The organism is Nocardia sp. NPDC020380 (assembly GCF_044386975.1).
In the GTDB taxonomy this organism is placed as follows: Bacteria; Actinomycetota; Actinomycetes; order Mycobacteriales; family Mycobacteriaceae; genus Nocardia.
This window is the reverse complement of record NZ_JBIRVQ010000014.1, coordinates 106,061-125,675: the sequence shown is the minus strand read 5'-3', so window position 1 is coordinate 125,675 and position 19,615 is coordinate 106,061. Positions and strand designations below refer to the sequence as shown.

The 19,615-nt window shown below is 66.3% G+C and carries 17 protein-coding genes and 1 pseudogene; 14 read left to right on the top strand and 4 right to left on the bottom strand.

Annotated elements, in window-relative coordinates; all coding sequences use genetic code 11:
* Window positions 1-36 precede the first annotated feature (36 nt).
* From ACH438_RS34350 to ACH438_RS34335, 4 genes are all read left to right on the top strand, one after another.
* Entirely contained in the window at window positions 37-1,500 is a 1,464-nt protein-coding gene (locus ACH438_RS34350) for a hypothetical protein (protein WP_397012963.1), read from the top strand.
* Window positions 1,501-1,751: 251 nt separating this feature from the next.
* Window positions 1,752-2,039 (top strand): hypothetical protein, encoded by a 288-nt coding sequence (locus ACH438_RS34345; RefSeq protein WP_397012961.1) that lies wholly within the window; start codon window positions 1,752-1,754, stop codon window positions 2,037-2,039.
* A 346-nt stretch (window positions 2,040-2,385) separates the two neighbouring features.
* The gene (locus ACH438_RS34340) at window positions 2,386-3,822 is read left to right on the top strand and encodes an adenylate/guanylate cyclase domain-containing protein (RefSeq protein ID WP_397012959.1); all 1,437 of its coding nucleotides are present in this window, start codon (window positions 2,386-2,388) and stop codon (window positions 3,820-3,822) included.
* Window positions 3,819-4,484 (top strand): Crp/Fnr family transcriptional regulator, encoded by a 666-nt coding sequence (locus tag ACH438_RS34335; protein WP_397012957.1) that lies wholly within the window; start codon window positions 3,819-3,821, stop codon window positions 4,482-4,484. Before ACH438_RS34340 ends, ACH438_RS34335 begins: the two co-directional genes overlap by 4 nt.
* A gap of 54 nt (window positions 4,485-4,538) precedes the next feature.
* Here the strand turns inward: ACH438_RS34335 and ACH438_RS34330 are convergent, their stop codons facing one another.
* Window positions 4,539-5,708, bottom strand: coding sequence for a P1 family peptidase (locus ACH438_RS34330; protein ID WP_397012955.1), 1,170 nt, complete (start codon window positions 5,706-5,708; stop codon window positions 4,539-4,541).
* Window positions 5,705-6,331 carry a TetR/AcrR family transcriptional regulator gene (locus ACH438_RS34325; RefSeq protein ID WP_397012953.1) on the bottom strand — a complete coding sequence of 209 codons (627 nt, stop codon included), beginning with the start codon at window positions 6,329-6,331 and terminating at the stop codon, window positions 5,705-5,707. The genes ACH438_RS34330 and ACH438_RS34325 overlap by 4 nt, the downstream gene beginning before the upstream one ends.
* A 116-nt stretch (window positions 6,332-6,447) precedes the next feature.
* Between ACH438_RS34325 and ACH438_RS34320 the strand changes: the two genes are divergently transcribed.
* The 7 genes and pseudogenes from ACH438_RS34320 to ACH438_RS34290 form a co-directional block, all read left to right on the top strand.
* Window positions 6,448-7,866 carry an APC family permease gene (locus ACH438_RS34320; RefSeq protein WP_397012951.1) on the top strand — a complete coding sequence of 473 codons (1,419 nt, stop codon included), beginning with the start codon at window positions 6,448-6,450 and terminating at the stop codon, window positions 7,864-7,866.
* 27 nt (window positions 7,867-7,893) lie between these two features.
* Window positions 7,894-9,822, top strand: a complete 1,929-nt coding sequence (locus tag ACH438_RS34315) for a primary-amine oxidase (RefSeq protein ID WP_397012949.1) — start codon at window positions 7,894-7,896, stop codon at window positions 9,820-9,822.
* Between the two features lie 32 nt (window positions 9,823-9,854).
* Entirely contained in the window at window positions 9,855-11,273 is a 1,419-nt protein-coding gene (locus ACH438_RS34310; RefSeq protein ID WP_397012947.1) for an amidase, read from the top strand.
* A 104-nt stretch (window positions 11,274-11,377) separates the two neighbouring features.
* Window positions 11,378-12,175, top strand: coding sequence for an SDR family NAD(P)-dependent oxidoreductase (locus ACH438_RS34305; RefSeq protein ID WP_397012945.1), 798 nt, complete (start codon window positions 11,378-11,380; stop codon window positions 12,173-12,175).
* Complete coding sequence (locus tag ACH438_RS34300) at window positions 12,175-12,789, top strand: TetR/AcrR family transcriptional regulator (RefSeq protein ID WP_397012943.1); 615 nt, start codon at window positions 12,175-12,177, stop codon at window positions 12,787-12,789. Before ACH438_RS34305 ends, ACH438_RS34300 begins: the two co-directional genes overlap by 1 nt.
* Before the next feature lie 198 nt (window positions 12,790-12,987).
* Entirely contained in the window at window positions 12,988-14,136 is a 1,149-nt protein-coding gene (locus ACH438_RS34295) for an acetyl-CoA C-acetyltransferase (protein ID WP_397012941.1), read from the top strand.
* A gap of 10 nt (window positions 14,137-14,146) precedes the next feature.
* Window positions 14,147-15,292, top strand: a pseudogene (locus ACH438_RS34290) (acyl-CoA dehydrogenase family protein); the annotation flags it as partial.
* Window positions 15,293-15,299: 7 nt separating this feature from the next.
* On the opposite strand, the gene ACH438_RS34285 reads toward ACH438_RS34290, so the two are convergent.
* Together ACH438_RS34285 and ACH438_RS34280 are read right to left on the bottom strand one after the other, a co-directional pair.
* Window positions 15,300-16,196 (bottom strand): hypothetical protein, encoded by an 897-nt coding sequence (locus tag ACH438_RS34285; protein ID WP_397012939.1) that lies wholly within the window; start codon window positions 16,194-16,196, stop codon window positions 15,300-15,302.
* Between the two features lie 122 nt (window positions 16,197-16,318).
* Window positions 16,319-17,020, bottom strand: a complete 702-nt coding sequence (locus ACH438_RS34280; RefSeq protein WP_397012937.1) for a TetR/AcrR family transcriptional regulator — start codon at window positions 17,018-17,020, stop codon at window positions 16,319-16,321.
* A 236-nt stretch (window positions 17,021-17,256) separates the two neighbouring features.
* Here ACH438_RS34280 and fabG point away from each other — a divergent pair, with 236 nt between their 5' ends.
* From fabG to ACH438_RS34265, 3 genes are read left to right on the top strand one after another with little or no spacing between them, the layout of a single operon-like run.
* Window positions 17,257-18,003 (top strand): 3-oxoacyl-ACP reductase FabG, encoded by a 747-nt coding sequence (fabG, locus tag ACH438_RS34275; protein WP_397013253.1) that lies wholly within the window; start codon window positions 17,257-17,259, stop codon window positions 18,001-18,003.
* Window positions 18,000-18,770 (top strand): enoyl-CoA hydratase/isomerase family protein, encoded by a 771-nt coding sequence (locus tag ACH438_RS34270; protein ID WP_397012935.1) that lies wholly within the window; start codon window positions 18,000-18,002, stop codon window positions 18,768-18,770. The genes fabG and ACH438_RS34270 overlap by 4 nt, the downstream gene beginning before the upstream one ends.
* Window positions 18,767-19,579, top strand: coding sequence for an enoyl-CoA hydratase/isomerase family protein (locus tag ACH438_RS34265; RefSeq protein ID WP_397012933.1), 813 nt, complete (start codon window positions 18,767-18,769; stop codon window positions 19,577-19,579). Before ACH438_RS34270 ends, ACH438_RS34265 begins: the two co-directional genes overlap by 4 nt.
* The last annotated feature ends 36 nt before the right edge of the window (window positions 19,580-19,615 follow it).

Here is a 19,615-nt window from a genome sequence, read left to right as displayed (position 1 = left end):
GGGTTTCTTCCGTGCGCGTTGGATTGCGAGGTTCCGTTGAAGGTCGTCCCCGTCGCCCTGACCACGGCATTTGCCGCGGTGACCGCAGTTGTCACCGCCGTGTCCGCGCATGCGACGCCGCTGGTCCCCGCGGATACGCCGTCCGACGCCTCGCAATCGGCCGACCCGGGCTCCGATCAGCCGCTGCTGACCTGCCCGCCGGTGCCCGACGCCGACGACCCGATGGCCGCCATCCCGCCCCGCGACCCCCTGTGCGGTGAGAACGATATGGAGCTCGCGGGCGATATCTACCTGCGCAGCAATGCCTATCGACGGTTGTCCACCATCTACGGGCCCGACGTCGCGGTCAGCATCATCGGCAACAACCACTACCAATTGCGCGACCACAACGGGAACCTCATCCTCGGCGAGGACCGCAGCACCCTGCACCACATCCCGTTCGGCCGCGAGATCCCGCCGCCCCTACCTGGCAACACCGCTGACCTGACACCGCACGAACAGGCCGTCCGCGAGGGCATCTCGCGAGTGACCGTCGGCGTCATGCAAGGCGTCGTCTACACCGGCGACCTCACCGACATGTCCGCCTACCTCACCACGCCCATCGGCTCCCTCATCGTGCAGGCACCCGGCACGGGTCCCGACCCGCTCCAGCCGGGCCCCGGCGGCGAACGACAGCTGCAGCTGCTCAACAACTTCCAGGCGCTCGACGCGCAGGGCCGATACGTCATGGGAAACACCCTGACCCTCGGCTCACCGATGGCCTTGTGGCCCAACGCCGCCGTCCCGTGCCCGCTGGGCACCGTCCCGATCTCGCAACTGCCCTCCCGCACGGAAGCCGACAATCAGCCGCGCACCGCCGCCGATCTCCCGGATCCGGTCTGCAAAGCACCTGCCAGCGTGCCGATCACAGACTTCGTCGACGACCCCGCCCAGCCCGCCCCCGCACCCGGACCCACCCAGCAGACCGATCCGGTCCAGCGGCAGAAGGACATCAACGACGCCTACAGCGCCGTCGGAACCCAATTCGGCCTGGCAGTCGCCCTCGGCGCGGTACTCGGTGGCGCGACCGGCCTCGCCATCGGCTGCCTGGCCGGCGGTATCGGCGCCGGCACCGCAGGCACCTTCTCCGCAGCACTGGCGGGCACGGCCACCGGATTCGCGGGCGGCTGCCTCACCGGCGCAGCCATTCTCGGCAGCATGGGCGGCACCATCGGCAGCCTGGTCCTCGGCGTACCGGTCGGCATCGTCTCAGGCATCAACGCCTACAACACCTTGCGCCTCCAGGGCGACGTGGCACGAAAGCCTCTCACCCCCGGCGATTCCCAGCCCAGGCCGACCACGGACCCGCAGCCCGCAACAACCGAAGCCGCGGCACCGACAGCCACCACACCTCTGCTCCCGCAACTCGACGCCGTCCTGCCGCCTGAACTGGCGGGCGCCGTGCAGCGGCTGGTCGACGCCGCAAGCCCGATGCTGGCGGCCATTCTGCCGCCCCGCTGACCTGAGGGGGCCGGCCACACATCTGGACATGTGATCACCGGGCATCTATCGCGGCATTTACCGAGTAACCACCGCGATGAGCGCCCGGTGATCGCATGTCCAAGTAGTCGCCGCCGGAGGACGGCGTTGTGTAAGCGCGGATACATACCGAGTGTCGCTGCGGTGGCAGAACTTCTCTGCCGGTAGGGCCAATATTGGTGTCATACCGAAGCAAGCCACCAGGCAAGCAACGAAAACACTTGGAGCAGAACATGATTAACGTAATCCGCCGGACTGCCACCGCTGTCGCCGCGCTCGCCCTGATCGGCGGGGCCGGTGTCGGAGTCGCCTCCGCCGCCACTCCGGACGCAGGTCCCGCGCACACCCAGGTCACCAGCGGCGTGCGGGACTGGTTCGACTCCTTCTGCCAGTGGGGCGACGGGTTCGACTGGCACTACTACAGCTACTGCGACAGCAACTACTGGCACGGCAGCCACTTCGGCGACTTTCAGTCGTGGGACCGCAACCACCGCGGCTTCGACTACGGCTGGCACCGCTGAACCTACTTGTAGTGCGGTGGCGCCCCGGCCGATCCGGCTGGGGCTCGGCCGCTGCGAGTGCGACCTTTTGACGGCCGCGCCGACCGGGCACATGTGACGGTTGCCTGTGAACATCTCACAGGGATGCTCCGGTCGGTAGGGTTCAATAGTGTCGAAACTGAGCGTCCTTACCTGGGCGGCGGCGATTTCTCTTCCCGTAGCCGGGCTTTGGCTGCTGTTGTCGCATCCGAAGCTGGACGCTCACTATGAGCATCATCCGCAACACTTCTGGTTGGTTCTGTCTGCGGCGACCCTGGCGATGATGCTGGGGGTCGTCCTTTTTCGTGCCGCGCGTAGTCGCCATGACGTGCGACTCATCTTGGTGTCGTTGATGTTCCAGTTCGCGGCGGGGTTTCTGGGCCTGCACGCGATCGCAACACCGGGTGTGATCATCAAGATGCCCAATGCCGGGTTCGTGTACGCGGTACCGATCGGGTTGACGCTGGGTGGGTTCGCCGCGCTGGCGTCGGCGATCGAATACGGGCCGGTCGCGACGGCCTGGTTGAACAAGCGAATGTGGTTGCTGTCGGCACTGCCGGCGCTGGCGTCGGTGGTGTGGGCGCTGTTCTCGCTCACCGGGTTACCGCCGTTCGGCGGCATGCCCAGTGCCACCGAGACATCGCGGCCCTTGGTGATACTCGCGTATGTAGGGTCGCTGTCCTATCTGGGTGCGGCGGTGGTGTACGCCCGCCAGTTCTATCGCCGTCGCGGGTTGCTGCTGCTCAGCGTGCTGACCGGGTTCGTGCTGCTGATCGAGGCGTTGCTGGCCGTCGGCTACGGGCGCAGCTGGCAGGCGTCGTGGTGGGAATGGCATGTGCTCATGGTGGCGGCCTTCCTGCTGATCGCACTGAGCGCGCACGCCCAATTCCGCAGGGAGGGTTCGGCGCTCGGCCTGTTCGACAGTGTCACGCTGAACCAGACCATGGAGGCGCTGGAGCGCGACTACACGCGCGCGCTGACCGAAATGGTGGCAGTGCTGGGCCAGCGCGCCGCCGCCGGTGTGCCCGTGGATCAGCCGCTCGGCTCGGTCGGGGTCGAGTTGTCGAAACGGTTCAGCCTCACCGAACGTCAGTTCGCTGTGCTCGAGCAGAACGCGCGGCTGTACCGGCAGCTGGATCAGCTGTTCCGCTCGTATATGTCCCCGCAGGTCGCGACCGCATTGCTCGCCAATCCCGCGGAGGCCGATCTGGGCGGCCGCATTGCCGAAGTCAGTGTGCTGATGGCCGATCTGGCCGGGTTCACGCCGTTCTCCGAACGCACCGATCCGGCGCTGGTCGTGCAGATGCTGAACACCTATTACGGTGCGATCGTGCCCGTCATTCTGGCCGAGGGCGGCGTGGTGGTGCAGTTCGTCGGCGACGCGGTCATGGCCGTATTCAACGCTCCCGCACCGCAACCCGACCACGCCTTGCGCGCGGCCCGCGCCGGGCTGCGGCTGCAGCAATCCGTCGCACAGATCGCATCCGACCGACCGGATTGGCCGCGCTTCCGAGTCGGCGTCAATACCGGCCCCGCCCTGGTCGGCAATATCGGTGCGGCCCAAATGCGTAACTACACCGCGATCGGCGACACCACCAACACCGCCGCCCGCCTGCAAGGCGTCGCTCAACCCGGCGATGTGGTGATCGGCCCACTCACCCAGGCTCAGTTGGGTTCCCGCGCCCTGGTCCAACCACTACACGCGATCACCGTGAAGGGCCGCCGCGAACCGGTCACCTGCTTCGTCCTCCGGGGCGTGCAGTGACCACCGAATTCGCCCTCCTGCGCAGCCTGAACCCCGACGAACGCCGCCAGGTCCTCGCCTCCTGCACCCCCCGCCGCTTCAAACGCCGCGAAGTCCTCTGCCACGAAGGCGATCCCGGCGACTGTCTGCACCTGATCAAATCCGGCCTGCTCCTGATCCGAGTAGCAACCCCCCTCGGCTACACCGCCACCCTGAACATGATCGGCCCCGGCGACTCCTTCGGCGAACTGGCCGTCCTCAGCCCCGACGCCCGCCGCACCGCCACGGTAGAAGCAGCCGAAAACGCCGAAACCCTAACCCTCAGCCGCACCCAACTGGACGTCCTCCGCGCCGCCAACCCCGGCATAGACCGCATGCTCACCGCCAGCCTCGTAGCCCAAATCCGCCGCCTCTCCGCCACCGTCCTCGAAGCTCTCTACCTCCCCGTGGAAACCCGAGTAATCCGCCGCCTGGCCAACCTCGCCAACATCTACGCCGGCCCCGCCCCCATAGCCGAAATCCGCCTGACCCAAGACGACCTCGCGTCCATGGCCGGCACCACCCGAGTAACCGCCAACCGAGTCCTCCGAGACCTCGAAGACCGAGGCATCCTCACCCTCCGCCGCGGCCGAATAATCGTCACCGACCGCCCCAAACTCGCCGCCGCAGCCGCCACCCCCTGAGCAGCCGCGGAGTCTCGCATCGTCGAACGGATTGTCGGCGTGGATGTTCGGTGGCTACTTGTCTGCGAGCAGGGTGCGGAGTTGGTCGTGGGGGAGGGCGGGGGAGAAGTGGGTGTCGCGGCCGGTCATGTCGGTGTTGACGAGGAGGGCGTTGAGGACGGATTCTTCTACTGCTTCTACTACTGCGGTGTAGAGGGAATCCATTCGGTTCCAGGGCATTCGGACTGTTTGGACTAGTTCTGCTGTGGTGGGGGCGCCGTGGGGGAAGGCGGTGTCGGAGGGGTGGTCGGGGGCGGTGGAGAAGGTTAGGAAGAGGTCGCCGGAGAAGAGGCTGCCGGTGGTGCCGGTGCGGGCCAGGCCCAAGGGGACTCGGCGGGACACGGCGGTGCATTGGAGGGGGTCCAGGGGGGCGTCGGTGGCGATGATGACGATTACCGAGCCGGAGCCGCCGGGGGCGGCGGGGGTTTGGTTCGGGGAGGTGCCCCAGTCGGTGGTTTCCATGGGGTTGGGGGTCTGGAGTTGTTCGCCGACGCGTCGACCGCGGATGGTGAGTTCGTGGCGGGAACCGAAGTTCGCTTGGAGGAAGACGCCGACTGTGTAGGTGGCTTCGCCGAATTGGATCAGGCGGGAGGCGGTGCCGTTGCCGCCTTTGAAGCCGTAGCAGTTCATGCCGGTGCCGCCGCCGAGGGAGCCCTCTTGGAGCGGGCCGGATTGGGCGGAATAGAGTGCGGTGCAGACGATTTCCGGGGTGACGTGGCCGCCGTTGATGTCGTTGAGGTAGCCGTCCCAGGTTTCGGCGCAGACGGGGAGCAGCCATTCATTGGCGAGGTCGGGGCGGGTGGTGTTGATCCATTGGATGGTTCCGGTGTGGCTGGCGCCGATGGCGTGGGTGTTGGAGATGGTGACGGGGCCGGAGAGCTGGCCGACCTCGTCTATCCATGCGCTGCCGGTCATTTCGCCATTGCCGTTGAGGGAGTAGCGGCCCGCGGTGCAGGGGCGGCCGAGGCCGGCTCGGCCGCGGGGGAGGATGGCGGTCACGCCGGTGCGCACCGGTCCGGTGCCGACGCGCAGTGGCCCGTCGCCTGCGATGAGGGTCTGGTAGCCGACCGCCACGCCGGGGACGTCGGTGATGGCGTTCCACGGTCCCGGTTGTCCTTGCAGGTCGATGCCCAGGGCTCGCGCGCGGGGGCGTCCGTCGGGGGAGAACGATTGGTGCGAGGTCATTGTGCGTCCTTCGGGGGCGTGGTGATGGCGAGGCATCCGGTGGCCGTGCGGGCGTAGGAGCAGATCAGCTCGGCGGCGCGGAGTTTGGTCATGGAGCGGTTGCGGGTGATGATGTGCAACCCGTAAGCATCCTCGAGCGCGACGAGATTCGCGGCGACATCGAGCAGCGGTGCGTCGATCGTGAAGTGTCCCTGGGCGATTCCGACTTCCAGCGCGCTCAGGTACACCGCGACCTGCTTGTCGAACAGGACGGTGATCAGATCGCCGTGCTCGTCCGCGACGCTGCGGTAGGCGGCGAGGTGATACAGCGCGACGACCAGCTCATCGCCGTCGGAATCGGGCAATCCCGCCCAGATGAGTGCGCCGATCTTGTTGCGCGCGTCGGGGATCGAGGCGACCAGTTCGAGCCGGGCGCCGAAGAATCGATCGCTCGCGTCCCGGTGTACTTCGCGCAGCAGGTTTTCGAGGTCTTCGAAGTAGTAGTGCACGGTGCCGGGCGAGACGCCCGCGAACTCGGCCACGTCCCGGATCTTGAGCCGGCCCACGCCGCGATCGGATACCGCGGTGAGCGCCGCGTCCAGGATCGCGCGCCGGGCCCGCTCCTGATCCTTCCGCCGTGCCATCATGACCTCCTGTTTCGTCCCATTGACGACGAGTTAAAGGGTTGTTACGACCAAAATCCAGTATTGCCAGGCTATTCAGTTCATTCTTTGATTGTAGATCAAAGAAAGGATCGGCCATGGCAACGCAGTCGACCACCGGCCAGACCGCTGACGACGACCCCCAATCCCGATACCGGCAACAGCTCTCCCGCGCACTCGGCATGGGGGAGAACATCCTGATCACGCTGTCCGCGGTGACACCGGCCTCCAGCGTGTTCATCATCATTCCTTCGATACTGCTCGCGGTGGGCGGCGCTTCGGTGCTGACACTGGGGATCGCCGCGGTCGTCTCGGTGTTCGTCGGGCTCTGCTACGCCGAGCTGGCGACCAAGTATCCGATCGCCGGCGGCGAATACACCTGGGCGGCACGGCTGCTGGGCCGGCCGATCGGATTCGCGATGTTCGTGCTCACGCTGGTCAACGGGGTGCTGATCATCTCGGTGATCGCGCTGGGGACCGGGGACTATCTCGGCGTCGCTTTCCGTCAGCTCGGCGGCAAGTGGGTCGGCATCGCGGTGATCGTGGTGACCACCGGGGTCGCGGTGCTCAACATCAAGGCCAATGCCTGGGTGACCGGGGTGTTCCTGTGTATCGAGATCGCTGCGATCGCGGTACTTGTGTTCCTCGGATTCCTGCATGTGCAACGCGGTCCGGCGGAGTGGTTCCATCCGCTCACCGCGAGCGGGACCGGCACCGGTACCGCGAGCGTCGCGGTCAGCGCGCTGGTGCCGCTGATCCCCGTCGCCCTGTTCGCCTACAACGGCTATGGCGCCGCGGTCTACTACTCCGAGGAAACCAAGAACGCTTCGCGCACCATCGGCCGCGTGATCATGGTCTGCCTGGCCGCGACGGTGCTGATCGAGATGTTGCCGCTGGCCGCGGTCGTGCTGGGCGCGCCGTCGATGAACGATCTGCTGCACAGCGACGCACCGCTGAACTACTTCCTCACCGCACGCGGCGGCTCGGCAGTGAATACCGTTGTGAGCGTGGGCATTGCGATCGCCATCGTCAACGCGGTGATCGCGATCATCCTGCAGATCTCCCGGCTGCTGTTCGCCTCCGCCCGCGACCGCAGCTGGCCCGAGCCGATCGACCGCGTCCTGGGCAGCGTGCATCCTCGCCTGCACACGCCGATCGCCGCCACGGTTGTGGTCGGCGCCATGGCCGCCATCGCGGCTGCGGCCCTGCCCTTGTCGTGGCTGATCACCGCGACCGGCGCGGGACTCGTGCTGGTCTATCTGTTCGTCGCGCTGGCCGCGCTGCGAGTACGCCGGGAGCCGCAGACCGCGGGCTATCGCATGCCGCTGTGGCCGCTGCCGCCGCTCATCGTCATCGCCGCCATGGGATACGCGGGCTACAGCCTGGTGACGACCACCTGGCAGCAGGTCGTGGTGGCGGTCGTCGCGATGGCCGTCGGGGTCGTCTACTTCCTGATCTACCTGCGGCCGCGCCTCGGTGAGCGCTGGGAGCTGCCCGATCCCATTCATGAGTCGTAAGCCATTCCGGGAACGAAAGGATCGAAGTTGTCCACCTTCACTTCCGAGCGTGTCGATCATCCGCTCGCCATGGCAACCGCCGCCGAGATCGCCGAGGTACGTGCGATAGTCCTTGCCGCTGGGCTGGTTTCGGCGGCGACGCGTTTCGTCTATGTCGGCTTGGACGAGCCGGACAAGTACGCCGTCTACGACCCGAACGTCCCGATCGATCGGTGCTTCCGGGTGCTGCTGCACGATGTCGATAAGCCGAATGCCCGCGATCTGGTGGTCTCGCTCGGGCGGCGGGCCGTGGCGTCGCAGCGGACGCTCGATGCCGTGCTGGACGGCCAGATGCCCGTGCTCGACGAGGAATTCGGGCTGGTCGAGCACATTCTGTCGACCGATCCACACTGGCTCGAAGCGCTGGCCGCACGCGGTCTAGATCCCGCGAATGTGCGGGTCGCGCCGCTGTCGGCGGGCGTTTTCGACTACGACGGGGAGCAGGGCCGCCGGATTCTGCGCGGGCTGGCCTTCCATCAGGAGCACTCGAAGGACCATGCGTGGGCGCATCCCATCGATGGTCTGGTCGCCTTCGTCGACGTCATGACCCGAGAGGTGTTGCGGGTCATCGACACCGGACCGGTCCCGGTGCCCGCCGAATCCGGCAACTTCGACGATCCGGCCTTCACCGGCCCCGCGCGTTCCACCCAGCGGCCCATCGAGATCACCCAGCCGCAGGGGCCGAGTTACATCGTCGACGGTAACCTCGTCGAGTGGGAGAAATGGTCCCTGCGCATCGGTTTCGACGCCCGTGAGGGACTGGTCCTCTACCAGATAGGTTTCCGCGACGGCGAAACGCTGCGCCCGATCATCCACCGCGCCTCGATCGCGGAAATGGTTGTCCCGTACGCGGACCCGTCCCCGATCCGCTCCTGGCAGAACTACTTCGACACCGGCGAATACCTGGTCGGCCGCTGGGCCAACTCCCTCGAACTCGGCTGCGACTGCGTCGGCGACATTACCTACTTCGACGCGGTGCTCGCGAGCGAAGACGGCAATCCGCGCACCATCCGCAATGCGGTGTGCATGCACGAGGAGGACTTCGGCGTGCTGTGGAAGCACACCGACCTCTGGACCGGATCGCGCGAGGTACGCCGCCAACGACGACTGGTGATCTCGTTCTTCACCACCGTCGGCAACTACGACTACGGGTTCTTCTGGTACCTATACCTCGACGGGACAATCGAATTCGAAGCCAAGGCAACCGGAGTGGTGTTCACCTCGGCATATCCGGGACCGGGCCATCCCTACGCCTCCGAGCTCGCGCCGGGCCTGGGCGCGCCGTATCACCAGCATCTGTTCAACGCCCGGCTCGACATGATGATCGACGGCCACCGCAACCGAGTGGAAGAGGTCGAATCCCAGCGCGTGCCGATCGGCCCGGACAACCCACACGGCAACGCCTTCACCCTGCACCGCACCGTGCTGGAACGAGAGTCGCAGGCACAACGCTCCGCGGACAACAGAATCGGCCGCACCTGGCACATCACCAACCCCGACGTCACCAACAGACTCGGCAACCCCGTCGGTTACGCCCTGCACCCGGAAGGCCGCGAAGCCCTGCTCGCCGCCGACGAATCCTCGATCGCCCGCCGCGCCGGCTTCGCCACCAAACACCTATGGGTCACCCGATACGACCCCGCCGAACGCTATGCCGCAGGCGATTTCGTCAACCAGCACCCCGGCGGTGCCGGCCTCCCCGCCTACGTCGCCGCAGACCGGGACTTGGACGGCGCAGACGTGGTGATCTGGCATACCTTCGGATTGACGCACTTCCCCCGACCGGAGGACTGGCCCATCATGCCCGTCGATTACACCGGATTCGTCCTGAAGCCCGTGGGCTTCTTCGACCGCAACCCCACCCTCGACGTGCCACCCACCACCTCCACCCACTGCCCGCCGGCCTGCGGCGGGTAACGCGGTAGCTGATTCTCCGAGAGAGGTCCTCGTTGTCCGCCGAGATCCGCTTCGCCTCTGCCCCTGAGCTTTCCGCTCGGATCAGAAAGCGGGAGCTGTCCGCGCGTGAGGTCGTGCAAGCACACCTCGACCAGATCGCCCGAACCAATCCGCAGGTCAATGCGATCGTCACATTGACCGCCGAGCAAGCACTACGGCAGGCGCAGGCTGCCGACGAGGCCTTGGCATCCGGCGCGGAAGTCGGTCCGCTGCACGGCCTACCCATCGCGCACAAGGACCTGCACGATGTCGCCGGCGTGCGGACCACCTATGGGTCCCGCGCATTGGCAGCCAATGTGCCAGAACGCGATTCGCTCGTCGTCGAGCGCATCCACCGAGCCGGTGGCATCACCGTCGGCATGACCAACGTCCCGGAATTCGGCGCCGGATCCCACACCTTCAACGACCTGTTCGGCGCCACCCGAAACCCCTACGACCCAACCAAATCGGCCGGCGCCAGCAGCGGCGGCGCTGCCGCCGCGTTGGCGTGCGGCATGCACCCGCTCGCCGACGGCAGCGATATGGGCGGATCCCTGCGCAATCCAGCGGCATTCTGCAATGTCGTCGGATTCCGCCCATCCCCCGGCCGCGTCCCATCCTGGCCCGCGGCCGCGGCGTGGCAGACGATGGCAGTCGCCGGACCGATGGCCCGCAGCGTCGCCGACGCCGCTTTGCTGCTTTCGGTCCTAGCGGGTCCCGATGCGCGCGACCCGATCTCGCTCGAAACACCGGGTTCCGCCTTCGCAATCGACCTCGCTCGCGACTTTGCCGGCCTGCGCGTGGCGTGGTCACCCGACCTCGGCGGGTCTGTCCCTATCGACCCCGAGGTGACCGCGGTACTCGAACCAGCCATTGCAGTACTCGCCGATCTCGGCGTAACCATCGTTGAGGACTGCCCCGACCTGTCCGGCGCCGAACAGGTCTTCCGCACCCTCCGATCCTGGCAGTTCGAACTCTCACTGGGCCCACTGCTGGATCAGCACCCAGACCTCTTCAAACCCTCTCTCGCCGCGAATATCACTGCGGGACGGGCACTTCGCGGCATCGACCTCGCCGCCGCAGAGGCGTTGCATACTGCGCTGTTCCATCGCACCCGGGAGTTCTTCGAACGCTACGACGCCCTCCTCCTCCCGGTAACCCAAGTCGTCCCCTTCGATATCGACCTCGAATACCCGACCGAGATCGCCGGCATCCCGATGTCGCACTACCTGGACTGGATGCGCTCGGCCTACTTCATCTCCGCAACCGGCTGCCCCGCCCTCTCGGTCCCAGCCGGCTTCGCCCCCACCGGATTACCGGTCGGCCTCCAAATCGTCGGCCCACACCGAGCCGACCTCTCGGTCCTGCAGCTCGGCCACGCCTTCGAACAGGTCACCGGCCACTCCGCCACCAGACCGCCCCTCGCCATGTGATCCGGTACCGCATCGCTGTGCTGCCGTGCTTGCCAAGCGGGTCGGCAGCGCCGTATCTTTTTGAATTGAAAATAGATTAATGAATCGGTCGGAGGTTCGCGTTCATGGATCTGGGACTGGCCGGGGCGCGGGTGCTCGTGACCGGGGGAGCGTCCAATATCGGGCGGGGGATCGTGCACGGTTTTGCCCGTGAAGGGGCGCGAATCGTGCTCGCCGACATCGACAAAGCACAGACGGAGCGGGTGCGGGCGGAGACGCTGGCGCTCGGAGCGTGCGAGGTCGAGTCCGCGGTCGGTGATCTAACCGTGGAGTCGGTCGCCGAGGCCGCGGTCGCGCGTGCAGTGGACTCATGGGGCGGATTGGACGTGCTGGTCAACAATGCCGGCTGGAGTGTGCCGAACTTCCTTGCCGAGGACACCGATCGGACGCGCTGGCAGCGGCTCGTCGAAGTGAATCTCTACACCGCCATCGCATGCACCCAAGCAGCCATCGGGCCGATGCGCGCGGCCGGGGTCGGGTCGATCGTGTTCATTGCCAGCGATGCCGCGTTCGGGCAGATCCGGCAAGGCGTCTACGGTGCGACCAAGGCCGCGATGCTGGCACTGGCTCGCACCACGGCGCGGGAACACGGCCGGCACGGCATTCGCTCGAATGTGGTGTGCCCCGGCCTCGTCATGCCCGACGGCCCGGAAGCCATTGGCGAGGACAGTCTCTGGGCGGGCGGTCAGGACTCGGTCTTCAACGAGAAACAGATCGAATTCCTGCGCAGGGACATTCCGCTGCGCCGCCTCACCACCGCCGAGGACATCGCCAACGCGGTGCTGTGGCTGTCCTCGGAGTCTGCGGCACGACAGGTGACCGGGCAGGTGTTCTCGGTCAGCGGCGGATACACGATGCCGTGATGGACACCTCGAAACCCGAGCAAGGCAACGGAACTCGCGACCGCATCCTCGCCGCCGCGGCCACCGTGCTTGCGCGCGAGGGGTACGCCGGCACCCGGCTCACCGATATCGCGCAGCACGCGGAATTGCGCGCTCCCGCCGTCTATTACTACTTCTCCTCCCGCGAGGAGCTGATCGGCGAGGTAATGGTGGTCGGCCAGCGCTGGGTGCGCACGCATGTGTCCGAGGCCTTGGCGGCTTTGCCGTCGGAAGCCACCTCGCTCGATCGCATCGAGACCGCGGTGGAAGCGCACCTGCGAGTGGAGCTGGAACTATCGGACTTCGCCCGCGCGGTCACCCGCAACAGCGGTCAGCTACCCCCCGACCTGCGTGCACCCGTCGCCGCGGAAAGCGCCCTCTACCACTCCATATGGCGCGAATTGCTGGAAGCGGGCCACGCCGACGGCTCGATCCGCGCCGACCTCGACCTGCGCACCGCCCGCATGCTGGTGATCGGCGCGCTGAACTGGGCGGCGGAGTGGTGGAACGGCGAACGAGGCACCGTCGGCGAAGTGATCGGCACCGCCCAGGCACTGGTCCGTCACGGCCTCGCCGCGCCACCACGCCCGGCTTGAGCCGGCAAGACCTGCGTTCGCCAGCACGGCAGCCGAGTCAGCGGGACCGCCTTCGTCGGTGCGGCGGCCGAGTCAGCGGGAACCACCTTCGTCGGCACGGCGCCGAGCCAGCACGGCCCGCCCACACCAGTGCGGCAGCTGGCAGCAGTGTTTCGAATCCTGATTAAACGAATAGCTCAATAGTCCTGGAGGTCAAAGATGCCCGAGGCATACATCGTCGACGCGGTCCGCACCCCGGTCGGTCGGCGAAAGGGCGGCTTCACCCACACCCATCCCGCCGATCTCGGCGCTCATCCGATCCGACGGCTCGTCGAACGCGGCGATTTCGATCCCGCCGCCATCGACGACGTGATCTTCGGCTGTCTGGATGCCATCGGCTCACAGGCCGGCGACATCGCGCGCACGGCAGCGCTGTCGGCCGGGTTGCCCGAGACGGTGCCCGGGGTGACGATCGACCGGCAGTGCGGATCCTCCCAGCAGGCAGTGCATTTCGCGGCGCAAGCGATACTGAGCGGCACCTCCGACCTCGTCGTCGCGGGCGGCGTACAGAACATGACGCAGTACCCGATCCTCAGCTCGGTGACCGCGGGCGAACCATACGGCGGCACCGACCCGTGGGGCGGCAAAGGCTGGCGCGCACGCTACGGGGATCAGGAGATCTCGCAGTTCCGCGGCGCCGAAATGATCGCCGAGCGTTGGGGTTTCAGCCGCGAGGACATGGAGGCCTTCGCCCTGGAAAGCCACGCACGCGCAGTGCGAGCACAGCAGGAAGGCCGATTCGACCGCGAGATCCAGCCCCTCGACGGTGTCACTCACGATGAGGGCCCGCGCCCGGACACCAGCATGGAGAAGATGGCCGCGCTCCCGGCCCTCATCCCCGGCGGCCGGCTCACCGCGGCCGTGTCGAGCCAGATCTCCGACGGCGCGGCAGCCCTGCTCATCGCCTCCGAAAAAGCCGTCACCGACCACGGTTTCACCCCACGCGCCCGCATCCGCCACCTCTCGGTCCTGGGCGACGACCCCGTACTCATGCTGACCGCACCCATCCCCGCCACCCTGCGCGCCCTGAAGAAAACCGGCCTGACCATCGACGAGATCGACGCCGTCGAGATCAACGAGGCCTTCGCCAGCGTGGTGCTGGCCTGGCTCCGCGACACCGCCGCCGACCCCGCGAAGGTCAATATCAACGGCGGCGCCATCGCCCTCGGCCACCCACTCGGCGCAACCGGCGCCCGCCTGATGACCACCCTGCTCCACGAACTCGAACGCACCGGCGGCCGCTACGGCCTGCAAACCATGTGCGAGGGCGGCGGCCAGGCCAACGTCACCATCATCGAAAGGCTCTGAGGTACAACCAAACCTCTACACCGAAGACCACGACCACTACCGCGAAACCGTCCGCGAATTCCTTTCCCGCGAGGTAGCACCGCACATACAGCGCTGCGAGGACCAGCGCCTGATCGACCGCGCGACCCTACGCGCGGCAGCGAAGTGCGGCCTCTACGCACTGGCCGTCCCCGAGGAGTTCGGCGGCTCCGGCGAGCCCGACTACCGCTATCGCATGGTCGTGAAGGAGGAATCCGCCAGCATCCACGCCAACTCCTTCACTGTCACCCTCGGCCTCCAAGACGACATCGTCCTGCACTACCTCCTGAACCTCTGCACCGAAGACCAACGCCACCGCTGGCTCCCCGGCTTCGCCACCGGCGACCTCATCGGCGCCATCGCCATGACCGAACCGGACGCGGGATCCGACCTCCAAGGCATCCGCACCACCGCCGTCCGCGATGGCGACAACTGGATCCTCAACGGCCAGAAGACCTTCATCTCCAGCGGCACCAGCGCCGACCTCGCCATAGTCGCAGCCAGAACCGACCCCACCGCCGGCTCCCACGGCTTCACCCTGTTCGTCATAGAACGCGGCACAGAAGGCTTCACCCACGGCCCCCCACTACACAAACTTGGCTTACACGCCCAAGACACCGCCGAACTCTTCTTCGACAATGTCGTTATCCCGCAATCCAACCTACTGGGCACCGAAGGCCAAGGCCTCCAACACCTCTTCACAAACCTGGTCCCCGAACGCCTGGGCGTAATCGCAGAATCCTACGCCCGATCCCGAGTCATCTTCGAAGAAACCCTCCGCTACACCAAGCATCGCAAGGCATTCGGCCACCCCATAGCCGACTTCCAGCACACCCGCTTCGAACTAGCCGAAATGGCAACAGAACTCGACATAGCCGAAGCCTACGTAGACAAATCCATCCTCTCCCACAACACCGGTCACCTAACCCCCGTAGACGCCGCCAAAGGCAAATGGTACCTATCCGAACTCCAAAAACGCCTGATAGACCGCTGCCTCCAACTACACGGCGGCACCGGCTTCATCCTCGACACCCCCATAGCCCGCGCCTACGCCGACACCCGAATCCAAACCATCTACGCCGGCACCACCGAAATCATGAAAGAACTAATAGGCCGAGACCTCACCCAAAACCGATAACCCACCACTATTCCCCGTCGAGGAGTTCCTTGACCGTGGAAACCCCGAACGATCGATCCTGCCAAGCCTGCAGCTGTTCCAGGTCGGTGCATGACGCTATGCGTGAGCGTGATTGATCCGAGACGGGGATGCCGCGCTGCGTCAGGATGAAGAGAATGGTGTTGGCGAGCGTCTTCGCGCTCCCCTCGGCGCGGCCTTCCTCGCGCCCTTCCTCGCGCCCCTCTTCGCGCCCTTCTTCGCGGAGGCGTTGGGCGGTTTCCGAGCGGAAGAATGACAGCTCCACGGTCATCAACTTCCTCCAGTGGTCGGCAGCCGGGGTGCTGCCCAGGCTGAGTTCGGTGTATTCGGCGAAGACCCAGCGTGCGTCTTCTTTTTCAAGGGTTCTCAGGGCGGCGGACAGCGCCTTCAGTATGTCACCGATCTGGGGGTCGGTGGCGTGTGTCGCGGCCGAGAGGGCGGCCAGGGGGATGTCGGCGGCTGCGGTTTCGGGGTCGGTGACGGCTGGGACGTTGTGGGGGCCGAGGACCATGGGGCGGGTTGTGAGGCTGCGCCGGAAAGGGAGGCCTACATCGGGGATCGCTCCTGCCCAGGCTGCTGTTGCGCGGTCGTGGCAGACGATGAGGAGGATTGTCGGGAGGCCGTATTTGGCGTGTAGGTGGGCGAGGTAGTAGGTCCATGCGGATGATTTGTCCGAATCGATCTTGCTTTGTGCCTCGACTATGAGAAGGAAGGTTCCCTGTTCGGTCGCGATCCGTAAGAGGGTGTCGACGCGGCGTTCGAGGGGTTGGATTTCGGTCAGGTCAGTGGGTAGTACTGCGACGTCCACCGGATCCGGGAAAGGCAGATCCAGGGCGCGGAACGCGCGCGCGAACATGGCGGGGTCGTGTTGGAAGATGCGGTGCATCACCTCGTGCCGAGAACTCACCATGGACGAGGACGTTATCGGTGGAGTCGAACTCCCGTTCGAACTTCACGGATGTTGTCCGGATGGCCCGAAAACTATTGGCGGACACGCGAAGTGGCGCCTCAAGGTGCGGCGCGGCGGCGGCGTTTCGGCTTCGGGGTGTCGGCTTCGGCTTCGGAGGCGGCGGGGGAGAGACCGTTGCGGATCATGGATTGGGCTGTGCGGACAACGGTTTCGAGGGAGCCCCGGCGGGGATTCCACCACTCGGCGGCCCAGTTCAGGGCGCCTAGGACGAGCATGCGGGCTACTCGGGGGTCGAGCTCTGGGCGGAGGAGGCCCTCGTTCTGGGCGTCGGTGATGAGTTTGCGCCAGAGGTCGCCGTATTCGTTTTCTTCGGCTACCTGGCGGGCGCGGATGCGTTCGGGGACCTGGCCGGCATTGCGGATGGCGGCGGTGGTGTAGTCGGAGATTTCGAGTTCGTGGCGGAGGTGGGCCTCGGCGGCGGCGTCGATGCGGTCCAGGGGCGGGGTGCCCGGCGGGAGGGAATCCAGGACCGCGGTGAGGTGTTCGCGCATGCTGGCGATGCCGGCCCACATGACCTCTTCGATGAGGTCCTCGCGGGAGGGGAAATGGTAGTAGATCGCCGGCGCCTGCAGCCCCGCCTGTTCGGCCACATCGGAGAGGCGGGTACCGCCGTAGCCCTTGCGGCTCAGCACGAATGCGGCCGCGTCGAGGATGCGGGTCCTGGTGCGGGCGGCCTTCGATTCGGAGCCGGACTGCTGCTGGCCGTCCGGTTCGGCGATTGCGGCGGATTTTCTAACCACGTGTCGACTATACGGCGGTGCGGTCTAGCTGCGGTGCAGGGCGTATTCCGGCTCGGCGTGGCGGCCCGGCGCAGGCCGGTTGCGGTGTCGTGCGGGCTGATCCGAGGCCGCGCGATGGCGTGATACGGCACCGCTTACCGATTGACCTGGGTCACAATCTGAATCTATATTAAATTCAAAACCACGAGGGAGATGGTTGTGCAGGTCTTCAGCAGTCTCGACGAAATCGCCGGTGCCTGATGAGCGGGCTGGTGGCCGGGAAGTCGGCGGTCGTCACCGGGGCGGCGCAGGGGATCGGCCTGGAGATTGCGCGAGTGCTGGCGGCGCACGGTGCGAATGTCATTGTGGCCGATTTGGATTCGCGGCGGGTTCAAGATGCTGTGGGGCAGTTGTCGGAGGTGGGCCGAGTGATCGGAGTGACCGGCAATGTCACCGACGAGCAGGACGTGCAAAGTTTCGTCGATACCGCGGTACGCGAATTCGGCGGGCTGGACGTCTATGTCAACAATGCCGGGATCACCCGGGATGCCTCGCTGCGGAACATGCGGCCGGAGGACTTCGATGCGGTGATCACCGTGCATCTCAAGGGCGCCTGGCTCGGGGTGCGCGCCGCCGCAGCGGTCATGCGGGAGGCGGGGAGCGGCTCGATCGTGAACATGTCTTCGTTGTCGGGGAAGTCGGGCAATCCGGGGCAGACCAACTACAGCGCCGCTAAGGCAGGCATTGTCGGGCTCACGAAGTCGTCGGCGAAGGAACTGGCGCACAAGGGTGTTCGGGTCAATGCCATTCAGCCCGGGCTCATCCGCACACCCATGACCGAAGCCATGAAGCCGGGGGTCTTCGCCGCCCGCGAGGCGGACATCCCGATGAAACGGGCAGGGGAGGCGGTGGAGGTTGCCAATGTGGCGCTGTTTCTGGCCTCGGACCTGTCCAGCTATATGACCGGCGCCGTACTGGAAGTCGGCGGAGGACGATTGATGTGACCGAACCGATCCTGCTGTCTCTCGACGGCAACATCGCCACCATTACCCTCAATCGGCCCGAGCAACTCAATGCCATCACTGTCGAGCTGGGCCGCGCGCTGGAAGGCGCCTTGGTCGACGCCGCCCGCGACGCGCGAGTGATCGTGATTCGCGGTAGCGGCGGAAACTTCTGTGCCGGTGGAGATTTCCATGAGCTGGAACGACTGCGTGCCGAGGGCCGTGCGGCGCTGTCGAAGCTGTTCACGAACTTCGCCGCTGCCTGCGCGGTCATCGAAACCTTGCCCGTCCCGGTGATCTGCGCGGTCGAGGGTTACGCCATGGCCGGCGGCTTCGAACTGGCTCAGGCCGCCGATATCGTGCTGCTGCACGAGAATGCGATTCTCGCCGACACTCACACCAAGTTCGGTCAGATCCCGGGTGGCGGCGGCAGTCAACGCCTGCCCCGCCTGGTCGGCCGGCAGCGAGCGCTGGCCCACATTCTCACCTCCGACCGCCTCACCGCCGCCGAAGCGCTGTCCTGGGGACTGGCCTACCGGGTCTACCCCGCAGATGAATTCGACTCGGCAGTAACCGATTTCGCTCGCCGACTCGCCCAACGCGACAGCGAAGCCCTATCCAAGGCCAAAGCCCTGGTCTACGCGGGCCTGCGATTGCCTTTGGCCGGCGGCCTGGACCTCGAACTGCGAACAGTCCTGGATCACCTCGGCGAAGACGAGGCAGGCCGAGGAATTGCCGCTTTCACAGGAAAGGAGGGCGGCGACCGATGAGTGAACAGACCGCCCATGATCGGACCCCGGTCCTGCTGCAGATCGCCACCGGCGGGGTGGCGCGGATCCGGCTGAACCGTCCAGAAGCCTCCAACGGCATGGACGTGCCCTTCCTCCAAGCTCTGCACGCCACGATCATGGCCTGCCACGGTGATCCATCGGTGCGCGCTGTCCTGATCACTGGTGAGGGCAAACACTTCTGCGCGGGCGGGGACGTACGGACTTTCGCCTCGAAGGGGGAGGCGCTGCCGGACTATCTGCGTGAGGCGACCGCGTGGTTGCAGATCGCGGTGTCCGCGCTGCTCGAACTACAGGCCCCGGTCATCTCCGCAGTACACGGATTCGCCGCGGGTGGAGGCGGTTTCGGCCTGGTCTGCGCCTCGGACTTCGTGATCGCAGCCGAATCAGCCAAGTTCATGTCCGGCGCGGTCCGAGTCGGTATGGCTCCCGACGCGGGAGTATCGGTGACCCTCACCCAGCTGGTAGGACTGCGTAAAGCCTTGGAAATCCTGCTCACGAATCCCACACTGTCGGCGGCCGAGGCGCTCGACATCGGATTGCTCACCCGCGTGGTCCCCGATGAAGCGCTGGAATCGGAAGCGCTGGATTTCGCCCGCCAGCTCGTGACTATGGCCCCGAAAGCCGTTGCGGCCGTGAAGCATCTGGTGTGGGGCGGCGTCGGCGCAGGCGTCCCGGAGCGGCTCGCGGAGGAAGCACGTACGGTCGCCGAATTGTCCGGCACCCAGGATTCCTTGGAAGGCTTGGCCGCGGTGCTGGAACGTCGCGCACCTCGCTTCGTCGGAAAGTGATGCGGCGGAACGCGATGGGGCAGAGCAGGAAACGGC